A 19,636-nucleotide genomic window follows, 5' to 3' on the forward strand; every position below is an offset into this window, starting at 1 on the left:
ATTCTTGCAAAAAAACTCGAATTGGCGCATTGTGCAGCCAATTGGGCAAAAATAGACCCTTAAAAAACAGTGATCGGAGAGGCAGGATCACATGCGAATGAAGACCATTATCAGGGCAGCCCTGTTGGGCATCGCTGTCGCGGCCGGAGGAACTCTTCCCGTTTCAGCGAACACTCTGCGTGTCATGTCCGGCGCAGCATCCAGCAATCTCGACATTCCGATGAACCGGGCCGTTGTGGTTGAGAGTGACGTTCCATTTGCGGAACTGTCCATCGCCAACCCCGGTATCGCCGACATCTCGACCCTTTCGGATCGTCGCATCTACGTTTTGGGCAAGGAGCCGGGCCGTACAACGCTGACGCTGCTTGGCCCCGATGGCAGCTTGATCACCAACGTTTTGGTCCGTGTCACGCCGGATATCAGCGAGCTAAAGGAACGCCTGCGCGAGGTTTTGCCGGGTGAACCGATTGAAGTGCGCCCCGCTAACGATGGGTTGATCCTTTCCGGAACTGTCACTTCGGCCGCTGCAATTGATCGCGCCTTGGACATGGCACAACGTTATGCGCCCGGCCGCGTCTCTAACCTGATGGCCATCGGCGGCAGTCAGCAAGTGTTGCTAAAAGTGCGCTTTTCGGAAATGAACCGTTCCGTCCGCAAGAGCCTGTCGTCCAGCATCGCGTTCAACGGCAGTTCTGGCGGTGGCGATGTCGGGTTTAACGGTGGTAACGGCACTTTCGCGCAAGACAACAACCTGGCGAACCTGTTCGATGGTGATCCCGCAACGGCGGTAGCCAGCGGTCTGGCATCCACGGGTGTGGCTTCGATCGGGTTTGGCGTTGGCAATGTCGAGTTCGCCGTTCTTCTTGAAGCTCTTGAATCAAAAGGATTTGTTCGCACACTTGCCGAACCGAACCTGACAGCGCTTTCAGGCCAATCGGCAAGCTTCCTTGCCGGTGGCGAGTACCCGGTTCCCGTTGCGAATGAAAACGGATCGGTCACGGTGGACTTCAAACCATTCGGCATTGAGCTGAACTTTACCCCACGCGTTGTCGGCAAAAACATCAACCTGCGCCTTGACGCAGAAGTCAGCAGCATTGACGCCGCCGCCAGCTTCACGGATGGTTCAACGTCGATTGCCGGATTCTCGACCCGATCCACATCTACAACCGTTGAGATGCACGACGGCGAAAGCTTTGCCATTGCCGGTCTGTTGCAAGATGATTTCAGCTCGGCAACCGGTCAAGTACCGTGGTTGGGTGATGTGCCGATCCTTGGCGCGCTGTTCCGCAGTGCCGAGTACGAGCGCCAACAATCCGAACTGGTGATCATCATCACCGCACATCTGGTCACACCGACAACCGGCGAAGCTTTTGCCTTGCCAACGGATCGTGTCAGGCCCCCCAGTGAACACGAACTTTTCCTCAACGGCAAAGTTGCCGCCGAACGTCGCCCGCAATCGGGTGCCGCCGGCGAGGTTGCCCGGCAGGACTTCTCGGGTTCCTACGGTTACGTTCTGGAGTGATTGAGATGACAAATTTCAAGCTGATAGCTCTGACAACCACCGCGGCCCTGGCCCTGTCGGCCTGTACGCCCAACACGATCGCCGATTTCTATCGTCCTGCAGGGGACGATCTGGATACCGGCAGTTTCGGCAATCCGACGATGAACAACATCCAGGTTATGACCGGCGAGTTGAACGCCATCATCAACCTGACACGCAAGTTCGCAGACGAAGCTCCGGCAACGATCAATTTTGCCTTCGACAGTGCGGCACTGGATGCCGAAGCACAGGCCGCTTTGCGTCAGCAGGCCGCGTGGATCAAGGAATATAACCTCGCACGTTTCCGCGTGTATGGTCACACCGACAAAGTGGGCAGCGACGGCTATAACCGCTCGTTGGGTCTGCGACGTGCACGCGCCGCTGTGAACTTCCTCGTTGCACAGGGCATCGACCGCAGCCGCCTGGAAGCCGTTGTTTCCTTTGGCGAAACGCAGCCATTGGTTCTGACCGAGAACCGCGAGCGCAAGAATCGTCGCACGGTGACCGAAGTGTCCGGCTTCATCAAGCCGCGCGATCAGATCCTTGATGGCAAGTATGGGTTGTTCGTCTACGACGAATACCGCCGCAGCGCGACGGAAACACATGTGGACGTTCCGTTCGACCCAGAAGCGTCCCGCGAAGAGCGCTGATCACCAAACAATTTCGGCTTTTAAGCCGTAATGTTGCCAAGATTGCACTCCATCTTCTCCTGTGAGGCAGTAGCTGGCCCGGCATCGAGTCGGGCCCGCGTGGCTGCGGAGACAGGATAATCGCCACAAGGCATCCGGTTTCCGAGACACGCGAAACAGGAAGGATGCAGAGGGAATGGCGAGTATCGCAGCGTTGCAACCAGAACCGGCGCCAATCGTCGCTTGTACGGTGTCGCGCGACATTCAGAACTTCGATCAGCTGATCGAAGACATGGAGGCCGAGCTTGGCGAAGGCTGGGGCGATCTGTCCTTTGAAGACGCCAGCGCCTTTTTCGGTGAAGCAGATGCCGAGAACCTGGAGTTCGTTGCAATCGCAGTGAACTCTGACGACGAAGGCCGCTTGGACCTTATCGAAAACCTTGTTCGTACCGCGAAAGAAGCCCGGATCGGCGTTATCCTGATCGCTGATGAACTGGGCCCCATGGTGCTGCACAAATTGCTGCGCCTTGGGGCGGACGACTTTGTGCCGTATCCCCTGCCCCAAGGCGCGCTGCGGGAAGCCATCGAAAAGCTGCGCACGCCATCTCCGGCCATGATTGCCGTCGAAGTCGCTCAGCAAGAGCAGCCCGAGGGGATCACCGCCGTTGGCGCGGACCAAAGCCGCGACGGCGTGGTTTTGCCCGTTCACGGTCTGGCAGGTGGCGTGGGTGCATCGACCTTTGCGGTTAACCTGGCATGGGAACTGGCATTGGCCGACAAGAAAGAGCCGCCGCGGGTCTGCTTGTTGGATTTCGATCTGCAGTTTGGCTCGGCTTCGACCTATCTCGACCTGCCGCGCCGGGACGCGGTTTATGAACTGGTCGCAGACACCGAAGCGATGGACAACGAATCCTTTGTTCAGGCAACCTTGCCATTCAACGAAAAACTTCACGTTCTGACCGCGCCCTCGGAAATCCTGCCGTTGGATTTCATTGTGCCGGACGACGTGAACAACCTGATTGATCGTGCGCAGGCGAATTTTGATTTCGTGGTGATCGACATGCCGCGCACGCTGGTTCAGTGGACAGAAACGGTTTTGAACCGCGCGCATGTCTACTTTGCCCTGGTAGAGTTGGACATGCGGTCTGCCCAAAACACCTTGCGCATGATCCGCGCCCTCAAAAGCGAAGATCTGCCGCATGAAAAGCTGCGCTATGTTCTGAACCGGTCGCCGAAATTCACCGATTTGTCAGGCAAAAGCCGTGTCAAGCGGATGGCAGAGAACTTGGATATCGACATCGAGGTTATGTTGCCGGACGGCGGCAAGGCCGTCGCGCAGGCAGGCGACCACGGACTGCCGCTTGCCGAAACAGCCGCCAAGCTGCCACTGCGCAAGGAAATCCAGAAGCTTGCCGCGCAACTTTATGCCCACGCCGTCGAGGGCTCGGCTGCAGCCGTGGGCTAAATTGAAACGAGATAACGGGTAACGCTATGTTTTCGCGATACAAAAAACCAGAAACCGAACGGCCAGCCGCTGCCAATGGCGCGGCTGCTCAAGTCGTTACGGAACTTCCGACGAAGACAAAACCCAAACCCGCACAACAACGTGCGGCTGCCAAGAAAGCTCCGGCCAAAGCTGCCCCAGAAGACAAAGAGCGCAAGCGCAAGGACCGCCTGTCCGAGATCAAGGTGGACCTGCACAAGCGTTTGCTGGACGACCTGAACCTTTCGGCGCTGGAGCATGCCTCGGAATCCGATCTCAAGGCAGAGATTCAGGCCATCTCGGCAGAAGCTCTGGAAGAAATGAGCGTCGTTCTGACAAAGGACGAACGCCAAAACATCCACCAGGACCTGTTTGACGAAGTTACGGGCCTTGGCCCGCTGGAAACCTTGCTGAAAGACGAAGACGTCAACGATATTCTGGTTAACGGTCCCAAACAGATTTTTGTGGAACGTGCCGGTCGCCTGCAACTGTCCGACATCACGTTCAAAGACGAAAAGCACCTGCTGCGGATCATCGACAAGATTGTGTCGGCCGTTGGACGCCGCGTGGATGAATCCAACCCCTATGTGGACGCCCGCCTTGCCGACGGCTCGCGCTTTAACGCGATGGTGCCGCCGATTGCGGTGGACGGCTCGCTGGTGTCGATCCGTAAGTTCAAAAAGGACAAGCTTGGCATTAACGACCTGATCAAGTTCGGGGCGTTTACCGAGGAAATGGGCGCCTATCTGCAGGCCGCTGTGGCCTGCCGGCTGAACGTGATCGTGTCAGGCGGTACGGGCTCGGGTAAAACCACCACGCTGAACGCGCTCAGCTCATTTATCGACGATGCCGAACGCATTCTGACGATCGAGGACACGGCCGAACTTCAGCTGCAACAGACCCATGTGGGCCGGATGGAAAGCCGCCCCGCCAACGTCGAAGGCAAAGGCGCTGTTAGTCAGCGCGACTGTCTGCGTAACGCGCTGCGGATGCGACCTGACCGCATCATCGTGGGCGAGACGCGCGGCGAGGAAGTGATCGATATGTTGCAGGCCATGAACACGGGCCACGACGGCTCGATGACCACGATCCACGCCAACAGCGCCCGCGATGGTGTCAGCCGTCTGGAAAACATGGTCGCCATGGCCGGGATCGAGATGCCCCTGAAGGCGGTGCGCAGCCAGGTCGCAAGCGCTGTGAACCTGATCGTACAGGCCAGCCGCCTGCAGGACGGCTCGCGCCGCATGGTGTCGATCACCGAAATCACGGGCATGGAAGGCGAAGTGATCTCGATGCAAGAGATTTTCCGTTACGAACGCCTGGGCCTGGCCACAGACGGCAAGATCATTGGCCGTTTCAACGCCACAGGCGTGCGGTCCCATTATTCAGAGCGGTTCAAGCAGTGGGGATACGACCTGCCGCCGGCCATCTTTGAACCCATCACGGAGTAACCACGATGCAGATTTCGGCAGAACCGATTATCTATGGCTTGATCTTCGTGGCCGTGCTTGCGCTGGTCGAAGGCATCTATCTGACCGTTTTTGGTAAGTCGATCAGCCTGAACAACCGTGTCAATCGCCGCCTCGACATGCTGGAAAAAGGCGCGGCCCGCGAACAGGTTCTGGAACAGCTCCGCAAGGAGATGAGCCAGCACATGCACGCTCGCGGCATTCCGCTGTATTCGATGTTGGCCGACAAAGCGCAGAAGGCCAATATTGCCTTTTCGCCGAAGGCGCTGATCGTGATCATGATAGGCCTATCGATCTTTTCGTTCTTTGCGCTGGCCGTAGCCACCGAGGCGGACACACCTGTTCGCGCAATTGTGGCTGTCGTCATGGGCGTCGGCGGCGTGTATTTCTGGGTCAACGGCAAAGCCAAGAAACGCCTGGCCATGGTCGAAGAACAACTACCCGACGCTGTTGAACTGATGGTGCGAAGCTTGCGCGTTGGCCACCCTTTCGCTTCGGCGATTTCGATTGTGGCCAAGGAAGTTCCCGATCCGCTGGGGTCCGAGTTCGGCATCATCGCTGACGAAAGCGCCTATGGCCGCGACGTTTCGGAAAGTCTGAAAGATCTGGCCGAACGGATGGACATGCAGGATTTGCGCTTTCTTGCCGTGGCCGTGACCATTCAGCAGCAATCTGGTGGTAACCTGGCCGAGGTTCTGGATGGTTTGGCGAAAGTGATCCGCGCGCGCTTCAAACTGTTTCGCCGGGTGAAGGCAATCACCGCCGAGGCCAAGTGGTCGGGCATGTTCCTGTCGGCTTTCCCGATCGCGGCGACGGTCATGATCAACATGGTGCAGCCCGATTACTATGACGAGGTGAAGGACACAGCGGTGTTCATCCCTGCCGTTTTGGTTGTTGGTGCGCTTTTGGTGGCGAACGTGATCTTCATGCGGATCATGGTCAATATTAAGGTGTAAGAGGTCGAACTATGGAATTCCTGCAACCAATCAACGAATACCTGACGCAGAATTTCGGCGAGCTTGGGCCGCTCTATGCCGTTGGTTTGCTGGGTGTGCTGTGCATTGTGATCACCTTGCCGATGTTCTTGCGCAAACAGGTGGACCCGTTGGATCGGCTGAAAGGGGCCCAGGCGCCTCGCCAGCCGGTGGAACCAATTGCCGAGATCCCGCAGGCGAAACTACGCCACGGCAACAAAAGCACTGAAAAACTCGACAAATTCGCCAACTTTCTTGAACCGCAAGACGAAGAAGAGCTTTCAGCGGCGCGGCTGAAGCTTTTGCGTGCGGGCTATCGGTCAAAGTCGGCCGTGCGCGCCTTTCACTTTGCTCAGCTTGTGCTGGGCCTGGGTTTTCTATTTCTGGGCGTGATGTATGCCGTGGTTACGTCGGCCACGTCCGAAGAGATCTCGACGCAGCAATTGATGCTTTCGGTTCTTGTGCCTGGTGGAGTCGGCTATTTCCTTCCGAAATACTGGGTGACCCGTCGCGTGCAGTCACGCCAGGAAGAAATAATCAACGGATTCCCGGACAGCTTGGACATGCTTTTGGTATGTGTCGAGGCCGGCCAATCGCTGGATCAGGCCATCATCCGTGTTTCCAAGGAAATCCGCGCAGGTTATCCCGCGCTGGCTGAAGAGTTCGAGATTGTCAGCCACGAGATCAAGGCCGGTAAAGACAAAACCAGCGTCTTGAAAGACATGGGCGAACGCTGCGGTGTCGCAGACGTTTCCTCTTTCGTGACCGTTTTGATCCAATCGACCAGCTTTGGTACCTCGATCGCCGATGCTCTGCGTGTGTATGCGGCCGAGATGCGGGACAAGCGTGTGATGCGCGCCGAAGAGGCCGCGAACAAACTGCCGACCAAACTGACCCTCGGCACCATGATGTTCACGGTTCCGCCATTGTTGATTATCTTAATCGGGCCATCGTGCTACGGTATCTACCAGATGCTCAACAGCGCGGCAGTTTGATGTGATGTTTCGAAATTCGGCGGCTGCCTTGGTAACCGCCTGCCTGTTGGCCGCCTGTCAGGAGACCGGCGGCCTTGGCGCACAATACGAAGGCCCCCCGCCCCCGGCAGGTACACCCAAAGTCTCGGAGGCTGTGGATGGGTTGATTGTGGGTCACCGGCTCATGGCTGCGGGGGAATACGAACTTGCCCTCAAAGCCTACTACCGTTCCGGCGGCGAACGTGGTTTGAACGCCGACACCTACTCGGCCATTGGTTCCGCCAATTTGCGATTAGGTCGGTTGGGGCAAGCAGAAGAACTGCTGCGCAAAGCCATTGACCTTGACGAAACCTTTCCCGCCGCGTGGAACAACTTGGGCGTGGTCTTGATGGAGCGACGCGAATACGGCGAAGCCAAATTGGTCTTTCAGCGTGCCTTTGCGCTGGACAGTGGCAATTCCGACGAAATTCGCGAAAATCTGCGCTTGGCTATCGCAAAAACCGACAATCCTGCGTATGATAGTCAACAAAACTATAATTTCGAGTTGGTGCGGAGAGGAAACGGGCGCTACCTGCTGCTTTCCACACCATGAGGCCAGAGCAGTAAAAGGACGCAAAAATGCGCCGATTTACCCTTGTTTCGCTATGCCTCGGCAGCACTATGGCACTTGCCGGCTGCTTGGGGGGTACGACTGAAGAAGAAGTTGAACGCGCCGTTGCCGAAGTTGTGGCAGCAGACGAGGCCAGCCTGAACGATATCATGCTGAGCGTTGCCGACCCCAACGAGGCGGTAACATTCTTCAAGCGGCAACTTGCAGAACAACCCGACCGGATCGATTTCCAGCGTGGACTGGCGAAATCTCTGGTTCGCGCCAAACTGGCGACCGAGGCGATCAGCGCGTGGAAGGCCGTGGTTGCCCATCCCGAAGCTTTGCCCGACGACAAGATTGACTTGGCAGACGCCTTGATCCGCGGCGGCAAGTGGGATGACGCCGAAAAAGTTTTGGACAGTGTTCCGCCGACCGTGGAAACCTACAAACGCTATCGACTTGAGGCCATGGTCGCTGACAGCAATCAGGAATGGGACGCGGCAGACCACTTTTATGAAACGGCCGTGGGTCTTACCACCCGCCCGGCAAACGTTTTGAATAACTGGGGTTACTCCAAGCTAAGCCGCGGTGATTTCCGCGACGCCGAGGGGCTTTTTGTTGACGCCATCAGCTATGACCGCAACCTGTTCACCGCCAAGAACAACCTTGTTCTGGCCCGTGGTGCACAGCGAAACTATCAATTGCCAGTCATCGAGATGTCGCAGATCGAACGGGCTCAATTGCTGTACACGGCGGCGTTGTCGGCGGTCAAACAGGGCGATGTCGCCATTGGACGTGGTCTGTTGGAGGACGCGATTTCGACCCACCCGCAACACTTTGAACAAGCTGTGCGGTCGTTGCGCGCGCTGGATTCAGAGACGGGCTGATCGAGCCACCGATGCATCTGTCATCTACTGCCGCCCTGGCCTTTCTCCCTTTTGCGAGCGTCATCGGGCTGTGGGTCGCGTGGAGCGATCTTAAGTTCATGAAAATTCCCAACCGCGCGGTCTTTGCGCTGGCCCTGTGCTTTGCGGTTGTTGGGATCGTTGTGCTGCCGTTTGGCGAATACCTGTGGCGGTGGTCGCATCTGGCCGTCGTTCTGGCCATTGGGTTCGTATTGAACCTGTTGCGCATGATTGGCGCGGGAGACGCGAAATACGCGGCGGCTATGGCACCTTTCATCCCGCTGGGTGACGCCATTTGGTTTATGTTGCTGTTCTGCGCAATCTTGCCCGCGTCGTTCTTCATTCACCGTGGCGCGCGCATGCTACCGCCGGTCCGCAAAGCTGCCCCTGACTGGGTGTCATGGGACAGTCGCAAGTTTCCGATGGGCCTGGCCTTGGGGCCTGTTTTGGCAATTTACCTGGTGTTTGCCGCTGTGTCGTAGGGCTGACCACCAACCTCCAACAAGATAAAGGCCGGGCTGCGATACACTTCGGCCAACGCGATACCGCGGTCTTCGATCACGCCCAGGATACGGTGGCGTTCAGACATGCGGTATGGGCACGTGGGAACAAGCACGTAGTTAGCATTCTCCAAGCCCGGTGCGCCGCCATAGTACCAGGGTGCCCCCCCTTTCAATGGCGTAAGGTCCCCGAACATCCAGATCACGTTCACGATGTCCGTCACCAAAATCTGGTCCTCGGGTCCGTAGCCAGCTGTATTCAGCTCCTCTGCGAGGCTGCTGAAGAACCCCACTGCGCCTGCGAAGATTTCACATGCCGGCAAGGCTTCGCCGTTCAAAATGGTGTATTCTTCTTCTGGCACGTGCGAGGCAACGATTGGCGCGGCCTCGGCGATGTCCAGGCGGATGTTGGCCTTCAGCTCGAATGACCGATCCTTTTTACCCAACAGGTCAGCATGACGCGACTGCGTGGGCAGGAACACATCGTGCTCGGTAATCTCGGCCCCATAGTGAATCTTGGGGCTGAAGGCCATATTCACCGCGGCGGGAGACGCAAAAGCCGCAAGGGCAACCGCCGTCAATCCAAGCGCTTGACGCAAGTCCCATCCGAATTTGTTAACTATCCCCACAGCCGGCCGCGCAGCAAGAACCAATACCATTGCCAGGATTAACCATTGCGGATCATTCCCGAAGTTCTGGAAAGTGACATAGAAAAATGCAGGGGCCAGAACCAACAGCATCAGACCCATATGCGCCTGCCGCGCCTGGCGCAGGAAGATGACCGCAATCAGGATCGTCAGGGTCGAACCAATATAGTTCGGCATTCGCAGCATATCGAGAAACGGCTTGTTCGGGTAAGGGCGCACCTCGGACTGCGACACCGCCAACATGTCCCCTAGGTAAGCCTGCCAGAATCCAACACCCGCCAGCGTTGTCACACCGGCAATCACGGCAAGCCCGGTCGCCAGCGACGCCGCCAAGGCGGCGCTGTCCTTGCGCAGTAGAAGAGCCAGAACGACCGGCGGCGCGAAAGCGATGAAATACGTGGCTTTGCTGAGCGCCAGGAACGACATGCAAAGACCAATCGTCAAGCCATCTGCAAGCGCGCTTTGGCGATGGGCAGGCGGCAGAACCGCAACGATGACAGCGACGTAGGCCACCGCCCAGGCCCAGCGGTTATAGTGCATGGCCAAAGAGACATGGGTGGCGGTCTGACCCTGCGAAAGGGCAACAACCATCATGATCACGTAGAACCCAAGGAAAAATGCCCAACCCATGCTCAACCGGCTGCTCATGGCCCACCAGACGAACGGGATCATGCATAGCGCGAAAAAGAGCTGGCTATAGATCACGGCATGCCCTGCCCCCTGCCCCAGCCATAGGAACAAGGAAATCGGCGCGTAGGCCATGACCCCAAGCGGCGTCATGTAATCGGCATGGGGTTCTTGGCCCGCGGCCAGCCGGAACGACAGGTCCAGCAAATGCGCCGTGTCGCCTTCGTAATTGCCAATGAACAGCCCGCCCTTTGCCAGAGTGGCCAATGCGTAAAAACCCAAAACGACAAATAGGAATGCCAGAAACTTCAATGATTGCGATTTGTTCATGCCTGCCCTGCTTGTTTCTTTCGCAATTTCAAACTGTGGCCTCATTTCGGCCCGCTTTGCGCGGTATTCGATGCCTCAACACGCCGTTCAGGCACGATATCGCAGAACAATTGAGCAGAAATAAGGCGCATTGTAATGAATATGCAGACAAGCAACGTGATGGCCCCGCCCGCTCCAAGGTCGCTGGACCAAATGCGCCTGCCCATCGTTATGATGCGGGACATCCTGCTGAAAACCGTGTTTCGCAAGAACGTGGACCAGGTTACCGAGATCGCGCGCGCCATATGCCTGCCTGTGCCGGTGACACAGGAACTGGTTGATCTGGCCCGCAGCCAGAAGCTGATCGAGGCAACCGGCACCCTGCACGCCAATTCGGGTGGCGAGATGGGGTATCAACTGACCGATGGCGGAAAGGCCCGCGCCCAGGATGCATTGACGCAGTCCGAATACTACGGCGCGATGCCGGTGCCGCTGGAGGTCTATCGCGAACAGATCAAACGCCAGTCGATCCGCAACATTCAGATCACCCGCGACCAGCTGACCGGCGCCATGGGCCACCTGATCCTGCCCGACGACCTGCTCAGCCATCTCGGGCCCGCGGTGTCATCGGGCCGTTCGATCCTGATGTACGGCCCCCCGGGCAACGGTAAATCGTCGATCTCGAACGGCATCCGTGATGCTTTGGGCGACAAAATCTATGTGCCGCGCGCCATCGAATACGCCGGTCAGGTGATCACCGTTTACGACCCGATCGTGCATTCCAAGGCCGAAGAGCAGGTCGACGACCCCACCTCACTGCGCCGCACGTCGGGCCGCTATGACACGCGCTATGTGCTGTGCGAACGGCCAACGGTTGTGACCGGGGGCGAGCTGTCGCTCAGCATGCTGGATCTGGTCTATAACCCCACCGCGCGCACCTATCAGGCGCCGCTGCAGATGAAATCCACCGGCGGCGTCTTCATCGTCGACGACCTTGGCCGCCAGGCCGAACCGCCGCAGGCGCTGGTCAACCGCTGGATCGTGCCGCTGGAAGAAAGCCGCGACATCCTGGCCCTGCAATCGGGCGAAAAGTTCGAGGTCCCCTTCGACACGCTGGTCATCTTCTCGACCAACTTCCACCCCAACGAGATCTTCGACAAAGCCGCCCTGCGCCGGATCTTCTTCAAGATCAAGATCGACGGGCCGTGTCAGGAGGACTTCCTGAAAATCTTCGCTTTGGTGGCGCGCAAGAAGAAAATGCCGCTGAACGAAGACACGCTGATCTATCTGCTGCAAAAGAAATATCCGACCATCGACAATGTCTATGCCAACTATCAGCCGGTATTCCTGATCGACCAGATGATCGCCATCTGCGAGTTCGAAGGCATCCCCTATCAGATGTCCCCCGACCTGATCGACCGCGCCTGGGCAAACATGTTCGTGAAACAGGAAGAGATCATACACTGATATTGCCAGCGTTCATGGCCGCCAAAGGCCGTATCGCGGACAAAGTGACCGTCGCACTGTTTTTAACGCTTTTGATTTTCAGCGAAGTGTTGGCGCGCGTCTATTCTTGGTTTCCAAGGCAGCGTCCGGCGATCCAGCCAAGATTTGCTCTGCCATAACAGTCAACACCAATGGTGATTGGTCTAAGAATCGCGGGGCAATTCGACAGCCTGAAAGTCACATATCTTGTGGAGGGGTGTTCAAACGTCATTGCTGGTCCTTTCACTTCGACTACGTCGATTGAACTAAGCAATTCTTGCTTAGAAACGCCCATGGCAGACCACTCTTCCATGCTTGTATGGTGAAGCCGATTCCCGATTTGTTCGGACGCCTCAGCGATAGAAGTCGGGACAGCGCCATTTCGAAGGCAGCTTGCTCTGATAAAATGAACATTGAGCAGGAGTACACTCACAGACAAACCTATGAGGCCGAACACAATGATAACGGCACGCTTCATAAAATGTGTATAGCAATCCTGAACATCAACGACTAGCGCCCAAAGCCACCATTCGCTGTGGGCATCCGCACCCATCAATCCTACACTCTCCCAATGCATGTTCTGCCCAAGGTCTTCACGCAATGGTTCGCGGAACGCGGCTGGTCGGTCCATCCGCATCAGGCCGAGATGGTGCAGCGCGCCACCGAGCCTTCGTTGCTGTTGATCGCGCCCACCGGTGGGGGCAAGACGCTGGCCGGGTTCCTACCAACATTGGCAGAGCTTGCCGACGGCACGCATAAGGGCCTGCACACGCTTTATATCTCGCCGCTCAAGGCGCTGGCGGCCGATATTGGCCGCAATCTGCGCACGCCCGTTGACGAGATGGCCCTGCCGATCCGGATCGAGGATCGCACCGGCGACACGTCCTATACCAAGAAACGCCGACAGCGTGCCGACCCGCCGCATATCCTGCTGACCACGCCGGAAAGCCTGGCTCTGATGCTGAGCTATGACGACGCGCACCGCACCTTTGCCGGGCTGCAGCGGGTGGTGGTGGACGAGATCCACGCGCTGGCCGAAAGCAAGCGCGGCGATCAGCTGATGCTGTGCCTGTCGCGGTTGCAAGCCATGTGCCCCGACCTGCGCCGCGTGGGGCTGAGCGCCACGGTCGAGGACCCGCCTGCACTGGCGCATTACTTGGCCCGCCACCCCGATCCCTGCCCGGTTCTGCACGCCGATCCCGGCCCCGATCCCGATATTGCGATGCTGGAAACGGCCGAGTTGCCGCCCTGGTCGGGTGGTGGCGGGCGCTATGCGATCCCGGCGGTGCTGGACCAGGTAAAGGCCCACAAAACAACGCTTATTTTCCACAACACGCGCGCGCAGGCCGAGATCTTTTTTCACGCGCTGTGGCTGGCCAACGACGACGCGCTGCCCATCGGCATCCACCACGGCTCGCTGGCGCGCGAGCAGCGCGACAAGGTCGAGGCGGCGATGGTGGCGGGCCAGTTGCGGGCGGTGGTGTGCACCGGGTCGTTGGATCTGGGGATTGATTGGGGCGATGTGGATCTGGTGATCCAGGTTGGTGCGCCGAAGAACGTGAAACGGCTGATTCAGCGGATCGGGCGGGCCAATCACCGCTATAACGCGCCCTCGAAGGCCCTGTTGGTGCCGGCAAACCGGTTCGAGGTGGTCGAATGCCACGCCGCACTTGCGGCCGCGCGCGACCATGATCTGGACGGCGACCCGCGCGGGCCGGGGCCCCGCGACGTGTTGTGCCAGCATATCCTGATCCGCGCCGCGGCGGGGCCGTTTGCGGCCGAGGATCTGTATGCCGAAGTGCAAAGCTGCGGCGCCTATGCCGCTTTGACCAAACAGGAATTTGACGATTGTCTGGAGTTTGCCGCCACTGGTGGATACGCGCTGCGGGCGTATGACCAATGGCAGCGGCTGGTGGAAAAGGACGGGCTGTGGCAGCTGCGCGACCCGCGCGCGGGCAACCGCATTCGGATGAATATTGGCACCATCGTCGATGCCGACCTGATGAAAGTGCGCCTGAAACACGCGCGCGGCGGCATGCCGCTGGGCGAGGTGGAGGAGGCCTTTGCCGCCACCCTGACCAAGGGCGAAACATTTCTGATCGGCGGGCAGGTTGTGCGCTATGAGGGGCTGCGCGAGATGACGGTAGAGGTCACCCGCACACCGGGCGCCACACCGCGCATCGCTGTGTTCTCGGGCACAAAATTTGCAACTTCGACCCAGTTGTCGGACCGAATATTGCAACTGTTTAAACTTTCCAGTTGGCCGGACTTGCCGGGTCACACCGCCGACTGGCTGGCCTTGCAGCGCGACATGTCGCGCCTGCCGGGCGACGAAAAGCTGCTGGTGGAAACCTTCCCCCATGACGGGCGCTGGCACATGTGCGCCTATGGGTTTGCCGGCAAAAACGCGCAGCAGACGCTGGGGCTGTTGCTGACGCAGCAGATGGAGGCCGACGGCTTGCAGCCGCTGGGCTTTGTCGCCACCGATTACGCCACGCTGATCTGGGGCCTGCGCGAGGTGACCAAGCCCGGGTGGCTGTTTGATGCCACCGACATGCGCGAGGGGTTCGAAAGCTGGCTGAACGGCAATTACGTGATGAAGCGGACCTTTCGCAACAGCGCGCAGATCGCCGGGCTGATTGAACGCAATATCCCAAATGGCAAGCGCAAGTCGGGGCGGCAGGCGACGTTTTCGTCGGACATCCTGTATGACACGCTGAACAAATACGACCCCAACCATTTGCTGATGCAGATCACGCGCGAGGAGGCAATGAAGGGGCTGGTCGATTTTGGTCGGATCGAGCACATGCTGGCCCGCGTGGGTGACCGGATCGACCATGTGAAGCTGGACCGGGTCAGCCCGTTGGCCGCGCCGCTGTTTCTGGAGGTGGGCAAGGTGCCGATCAAGGGCGAGGCGCGCGAGCATCTGCTGGCGCAAGCCGCCGAGAGCGCGATGGCAGCGGCAGGGTTGAGTTAGGGCTTGCAATCAGTGGGTGGATACGGTCAGAACGAAGCATGAACGACTATCGCTTTTCGCTGAACGGTGCCGATCTGGTGGCCCTGCCCTCGGGCGCGCTGTGGTGGCCAGATCAGGCGCTGGCGGTGGTGTCGGACCTGCATCTGGGCAAATCGGAACGCATGGCGCGGCGTGGTGGCGCGATGTTGCCACCTTACGAGGTGCGCGAGACGCTGGAGCGGCTGGAGGCGGTGCTGGATACCTCTTGCGCACGCAAAGTGGTCTGTCTGGGGGATACGTTCGACGATCTAGATGCGATGGACAATCTGCGTGAGGACGAGGCGTTGTGGCTGACGCGGCTGATGGCGGGCCGCGAATGGGTGTGGATCGAGGGCAATCACGACCCCGGCCCCACCGCCTTTGGCGGCGCGCATCTGGCCGAAATGGCGATGGGGCCGCTGACCTTTCGCCATATCGCCGCGCCGGATGCCGGACCGGGCGAGGTTTCGGGCCATTACCACCCAAAGATGCGGTTTGGCGCCGGGTCGCACCGGGCATTCCTGCTGGACGAACGGCGGGTGATCCTGCCGGCTTTCGGCACTTTCACCGGCGGCCTCAGGCACAGCGATGCCGCGCTAGCGGGGCTGATGCAGCCCCCTGCGCGCGCGATTTTGACCGGCAAACGTGCCTTGGCTGTACCCCTACCCTGCGGGGATCAGGCAGACAGCCGTGCCTCTACCGCCTGACGGTAATTGCGGCTGACAGGTATACGGGCGCCGTCCTTGGACAACAGAAACAACCGGCCGTTTTCATTGGCATGCCCGGTGACGGCATCCATTGCGACCCAGTGTGAGCGGTGCACACGCAGGCCATCCACGCCCTCAAGCTCGGATATCGCATCAGAGAACCGCATCAACAGTTGCTCTTCGCCCTGCTCGGTTACGACAATGACATAGTGATCATCCACTGCGCAGCGGATCAGTTGACCGCGGACGCCCGGTGAAAGACGACGCACCAGTCGCGGCGGCGGCGCGTCCTCTGGCGGCTCGGGGCGGTCCAGAAGAATACGCAAAGAACTGAGACCCAATCCAATCGAAAACAGGATCATCACGTTTTCGACCAATGAGGGGATGCGTTGCTGTGTCTCTTCGGCGAGAAACAGCACAAAGACATGCAACGGGCCAGCAAGCGACAAGGCCAACACGGCAGAGGTCAAAACCGAAATTGTCCAATAACCTTTTGTGCGCAATAGGCGCCACATGCCCAGCCGGACGATCACGCCCAGGACGATGGCACCCATATTGAACACGGCCCACATTGCCAGCCGCATCGGAAGCTCGAGGTTTTCGTAGCTGCCAAAAGGTCCCGAAATGCCGATCATCAAGGTCAACGCGACCCAAGACAAAACCGGCACTGGCGACCACAATACTTTTCTCAAATCACGCCAAAAAGACGACAATTCAGGCCCCCACCCAAACCGCGTTACAAACCGGCGCTAAAATGCCCCGGAATTACCGTGTAATCCAACAAATTTTTTGTTTTTTATTAATGATGTGATCAAGCCGTCAATCCCTGCGGCTCTGCCAGACCGTGCGCGCGACAGGCTGCTGTCAACGTATTGGCCAAGAGACAGGCGATTGTCATTGGCCCAACCCCACCCGGAACCGGTGTGATTGCGCCTGCGACTTCGCTGGCTGGGCCGAAATCAACATCGCCAATCAGCCGAGATTTGCCGGGTTTTTCCGGATGCGGCACGCGCGTGATGCCAACGTCAATCACCGTTGCTCCGGGCTTGATCCAGTCCCCTTGAACCATCTGTGCACGGCCCACGGCGGCAACCAGGATATCGGCACGTTTGCAAATCCCTGGCAGGTCGTTGCTGCGTGAATGTGCGACCGTCACGGTGCAGTTATCGCGCAAGAGAAGCTGTGCCATAGGTTTGCCGAACAGGTTCGAGCGCCCCACAACCACCGCGTCTTTGCCGGTCAGATCGCCCACCTGATCGCGCAACAGCATCAGACAGCCCAGCGGTGTGCAGGGCACCAGCCCGGCCTCGCCACTGGCCAACAGGCCGGCGTTCACCACGCTCAGCCCGTCAACATCCTTGGCAGGGTCGATCCGCGCCACCACGCGGCGTTCGCTCAGGTGCTCGGGCACCGGGAACTGGCACAGGATGCCGTGCACGTCCGGGTCGGCGTTCAACTGGTCGATCAGGGCAAAGAGGTCGGCCTCGGACACATCGGCGGGCAGCTTGTGTTCGAACGAGGTCATGCCCGTTTCCACCGTCGCCTTGTGCTTGGCGGCCACGTAAACCTCGCTGGCAGGATCCTCGCCCACCAGAACCACGGCCAGGCCCGGGGTCTGGTTGTGCTGCGCCTTCAGCGCGCTGACATGCTGGGCCACCTGGCCCCGCACTTTGGCTGCAAATGCCTTTCCATCGATAATCTGTGCCACCATCGCGATGCTCCTTCGTCAGCTGCCCAGAACGCGTTCTTCGCGGGCAATAGACCATTCGATCATGGTGCGCCACAACTGCTCGGCCAGATCGGCATCCAGACCCAGCGTTTCGGCATTACGGCGGGCATTGGCGACCACCTGATCCACCCGCGGGCCGATGCGCGCCGGCAGGCCTTCGGCCGGTTTAAGCTCGGCCGCGCGGTCGATATGCGCCGCGCGTTCCGCCAGCAATTTGGCGATCTGCAAATCCAGCGCGTCGATGTTTTCGCGCAGTTCGGTCATGTTCGCGCAGTCTTGCGGTTTGCGCATGCCACGTCTCCTGATCGGGTTCGCTGCCTGATAAGATAGGTCGCGGCCAAGCACAAGTTACCCCTAGAACAGGCCTTCGACGTCACCTGCGTCATTTAGCCCGATAGCCTCGGCCGAGGGTGTGCGCGGCAGGCCGGGCATGGTCATGATCGAACCGCAGATCACCACGATGAACCCGGCGCCGGCGCTCAGCCGCACCTCGCGCACCGGCACGCCATGGCCAGTGGGCGCGCCGCGCAGGTTGGGATCGGTGGAAAAGCTGTATTGCGTCTTGGCCATGCAGATCGGCAAGTGGCCATAGCCATCGGCCTCCCACGCGCGCAGCTGGTCGCGGATTTTCTTGTCGGCCAGCACCTCGTCAGCGCGATAAATGCGCTTGGCAATGGTTTCGATCTTGTCAAACAGCGGCATCGCGTCGGGGTAAAGCGGCGCGAAACTGGCCATGTCGGCATCGGCGATCTGCGCCACGCGGGTGGCCAGATCGGTTATCCCGGCGCTGCCATCGGCCCAGTGGCGGCAGACAAAAGCCTCGGCCCCGTGATCGGCGACATAGTCTTGCACGGCGGCGATCTCGGCCTCGGTATCGGCGGTGAAATGGTTGATGGCCACCACCACCGGCACGCCAAAGGATTTCAGGTTTTCGATATGGCGGCCCAGGTTCGGGCAGCCCTCACGCACCGCGGCCACGTTTTCGGCGCCCAGATCGGCGCGCGCCACGCCGCCATTCATCTTCAGCGCCCGCACCGTGGCCACCACCACCACCGCCGAAGGCGCCAGCCCGGCCTTGCGGCATTTGATGTTCATGAACTTCTCGGCCCCCAGATCGGCGCCGAACCCGGCCTCGGTCACCACGTAATCGGCCAGTTTCAGCGCCGTGGTGGTGGCAATGACCGAGTTGCAGCCATGCGCGATATTGGCAAACGGGCCGCCATGCACAAAAGCGGGCGTGTGTTCCAAGGTCTGAACAAGGTTCGGCTGCATCGCGTCGCGCAGCAGCACGGTCATCGCGCCATCGGCCTTCAGATCGCGGCAATAGATCGGGGTACGGTCGCGCCGATAGGCCACGATGATATCGCCCAGCCGGTTTTGCAGGTCGTCCAGGTCACGCGCCAGGCACAGGATCGCCATAACCTCGGACGCCACGGTGATGTCGAACCCGGTTTGGCGCGGAAAGCCGTTGGCCACCCCGCCCAGCGAGGTCACCGTGTCGCGCAGCGCCCTGTCGTTCATGTCCATCACCCGGCGCCATGTCACCCGGCGCTCGTCAATGCCCAGCTCATTGCCCCAGTAGATGTGATTGTCGATCATTGCCGACAGCAGGTTATGCGCGCTGGTGATGGCGTGGAAATCGCCAGTGAAATGCAGGTTCATATCCTCCATCGGGATCACCTGCGCATGGCCGCCGCCTGCCGCACCGCCCTTCATGCCGAAACACGGGCCCAGCGAGGCCTCGCGAATGCAAATCGCTGCCCGTTTGCCGATGGCCTGCAACCCGTCACCCAAGCCCACCGTTGTGGTTGTCTTGCCTTCGCCGGCGGGCGTGGGATTGATCGCAGTGACAAGGATCAGCTTGCCGTTTGGCCGGTCGCGCAGCCCGTCGATGAAGGTGGCGCCGATCTTGGCCTTGTCATGACCAAATGGCAGCAGATCGCCCGAAGGGATACCCAGCGAGGCGCCGATCTCGGCAATTGGTTTCTTGGCCGCCGCGCGGGCGATCTGGATGTCGGTTTTCATGGTCTGGCGCGCCTCCCCTCGCGACCGGTAACGAGTTGATCCTGCACCA

Annotated in this window: 18 protein-coding genes; 13 read left to right on the forward strand and 5 right to left on the reverse strand. The window is 59.3% G+C overall.

The genetic code is table 11. The annotated features are described in order from the left end of the window. Positions 1-91: 91 nt before the first annotated feature. From ACMU_RS17720 to ACMU_RS17760, 9 genes are all read left to right on the forward strand, one after another. A complete protein-coding gene (locus ACMU_RS17720) occupies positions 92-1,522 on the forward strand; it encodes a type II and III secretion system protein family protein (protein ID WP_035262518.1) in 1,431 nt (476 codons plus the stop codon). A gap of 5 nt (positions 1,523-1,527) precedes the next feature. After that, a complete protein-coding gene (locus ACMU_RS17725; RefSeq protein ID WP_051588435.1) occupies positions 1,528-2,190 on the forward strand; it encodes an OmpA family protein in 663 nt (220 codons plus the stop codon). A 175-nt stretch (positions 2,191-2,365) separates the two neighbouring features. Next, positions 2,366-3,634 (forward strand): AAA family ATPase, encoded by a 1,269-nt coding sequence (locus ACMU_RS17730; RefSeq protein ID WP_035262523.1) that lies wholly within the window; start codon positions 2,366-2,368, stop codon positions 3,632-3,634. A gap of 26 nt (positions 3,635-3,660) precedes the next feature. Next, a complete protein-coding gene (locus tag ACMU_RS17735) occupies positions 3,661-5,103 on the forward strand; it encodes a CpaF family protein (RefSeq protein ID WP_035262525.1) in 1,443 nt (480 codons plus the stop codon). Positions 5,104-5,108: 5 nt separating this feature from the next. Beyond that, positions 5,109-6,077 carry a type II secretion system F family protein gene (locus tag ACMU_RS17740; protein WP_035262529.1) on the forward strand — a complete coding sequence of 323 codons (969 nt, stop codon included), beginning with the start codon at positions 5,109-5,111 and terminating at the stop codon, positions 6,075-6,077. A gap of 11 nt (positions 6,078-6,088) precedes the next feature. Continuing rightward, positions 6,089-7,090: a type II secretion system F family protein gene (locus ACMU_RS17745; RefSeq protein WP_035262532.1), complete on the forward strand. Its 1,002-nt coding sequence runs from the start codon at positions 6,089-6,091 to the stop codon at positions 7,088-7,090. Positions 7,091-7,253: 163 nt separating this feature from the next. Next, positions 7,254-7,661, forward strand: a complete 408-nt coding sequence (locus tag ACMU_RS17750) for a tetratricopeptide repeat protein (protein ID WP_328286667.1) — start codon at positions 7,254-7,256, stop codon at positions 7,659-7,661. 26 nt (positions 7,662-7,687) lie between these two features. Continuing rightward, positions 7,688-8,545 carry a tetratricopeptide repeat protein gene (locus tag ACMU_RS17755; RefSeq protein WP_035262539.1) on the forward strand — a complete coding sequence of 286 codons (858 nt, stop codon included), beginning with the start codon at positions 7,688-7,690 and terminating at the stop codon, positions 8,543-8,545. Positions 8,546-8,556: 11 nt separating this feature from the next. Continuing rightward, the gene (locus ACMU_RS17760; RefSeq protein WP_035262543.1) at positions 8,557-9,045 is read left to right on the forward strand and encodes an A24 family peptidase; all 489 of its coding nucleotides are present in this window, start codon (positions 8,557-8,559) and stop codon (positions 9,043-9,045) included. On the opposite strand, the gene ACMU_RS17765 is transcribed toward ACMU_RS17760, so the two are convergent. Continuing rightward, complete coding sequence (locus tag ACMU_RS17765; protein ID WP_035262548.1) at positions 9,018-10,667, reverse strand: hypothetical protein; 1,650 nt, start codon at positions 10,665-10,667, stop codon at positions 9,018-9,020. The two genes, ACMU_RS17760 and ACMU_RS17765, sit on opposite strands and share 28 nt — an antisense overlap. A gap of 135 nt (positions 10,668-10,802) precedes the next feature. Here ACMU_RS17765 and ACMU_RS17770 point away from each other — a divergent pair, with 135 nt between their 5' ends. The 4 genes from ACMU_RS17770 to pdeM all read left to right on the forward strand — a co-directional run bounded on the left by ACMU_RS17770 (position 10,803) and on the right by pdeM (position 15,833). Next, positions 10,803-12,113 carry a P-loop NTPase family protein gene (locus tag ACMU_RS17770; RefSeq protein WP_035262550.1) on the forward strand — a complete coding sequence of 437 codons (1,311 nt, stop codon included), beginning with the start codon at positions 10,803-10,805 and terminating at the stop codon, positions 12,111-12,113. A 14-nt stretch (positions 12,114-12,127) separates the two neighbouring features. Beyond that, positions 12,128-12,271: a hypothetical protein gene (locus ACMU_RS19540; RefSeq protein WP_161635706.1), complete on the forward strand. Its 144-nt coding sequence runs from the start codon at positions 12,128-12,130 to the stop codon at positions 12,269-12,271. Positions 12,272-12,702: 431 nt separating this feature from the next. Continuing rightward, entirely contained in the window at positions 12,703-15,108 is a 2,406-nt protein-coding gene (locus tag ACMU_RS17775) for a ligase-associated DNA damage response DEXH box helicase (RefSeq protein ID WP_035262553.1), read from the forward strand. A gap of 38 nt (positions 15,109-15,146) precedes the next feature. Beyond that, the gene (pdeM, locus tag ACMU_RS17780; RefSeq protein ID WP_035262556.1) at positions 15,147-15,833 is read left to right on the forward strand and encodes a ligase-associated DNA damage response endonuclease PdeM; all 687 of its coding nucleotides are present in this window, start codon (positions 15,147-15,149) and stop codon (positions 15,831-15,833) included. Here the strand turns inward: pdeM and ACMU_RS17785 are convergent. The 4 genes from ACMU_RS17785 to ACMU_RS17800 form a co-directional block, all read right to left on the reverse strand. Next, a complete protein-coding gene (locus ACMU_RS17785; protein WP_152544676.1) occupies positions 15,803-16,501 on the reverse strand; it encodes a LytTR family DNA-binding domain-containing protein in 699 nt (232 codons plus the stop codon). The genes pdeM and ACMU_RS17785 overlap by 31 nt on opposite strands. Positions 16,502-16,644: 143 nt before the next feature. Continuing rightward, the gene (gene folD / locus ACMU_RS17790) at positions 16,645-17,544 is read right to left on the reverse strand and encodes a bifunctional methylenetetrahydrofolate dehydrogenase/methenyltetrahydrofolate cyclohydrolase FolD (protein ID WP_035262558.1); all 900 of its coding nucleotides are present in this window, start codon (positions 17,542-17,544) and stop codon (positions 16,645-16,647) included. Positions 17,545-17,559: 15 nt separating this feature from the next. Continuing rightward, positions 17,560-17,853 carry a chorismate mutase gene (locus tag ACMU_RS17795; protein WP_035262559.1) on the reverse strand — a complete coding sequence of 98 codons (294 nt, stop codon included), beginning with the start codon at positions 17,851-17,853 and terminating at the stop codon, positions 17,560-17,562. A 63-nt stretch (positions 17,854-17,916) separates the two neighbouring features. Continuing rightward, positions 17,917-19,587 (reverse strand): formate--tetrahydrofolate ligase, encoded by a 1,671-nt coding sequence (locus ACMU_RS17800; RefSeq protein WP_035262560.1) that lies wholly within the window; start codon positions 19,585-19,587, stop codon positions 17,917-17,919. Positions 19,588-19,636: the final 49 nt, after the last annotated feature.

Origin of the sequence: Actibacterium mucosum KCTC 23349 (assembly GCF_000647975.1) — a bacterium.
In the GTDB taxonomy this organism is placed as follows: Bacteria; Pseudomonadota; Alphaproteobacteria; order Rhodobacterales; family Rhodobacteraceae; genus Actibacterium; species Actibacterium mucosum.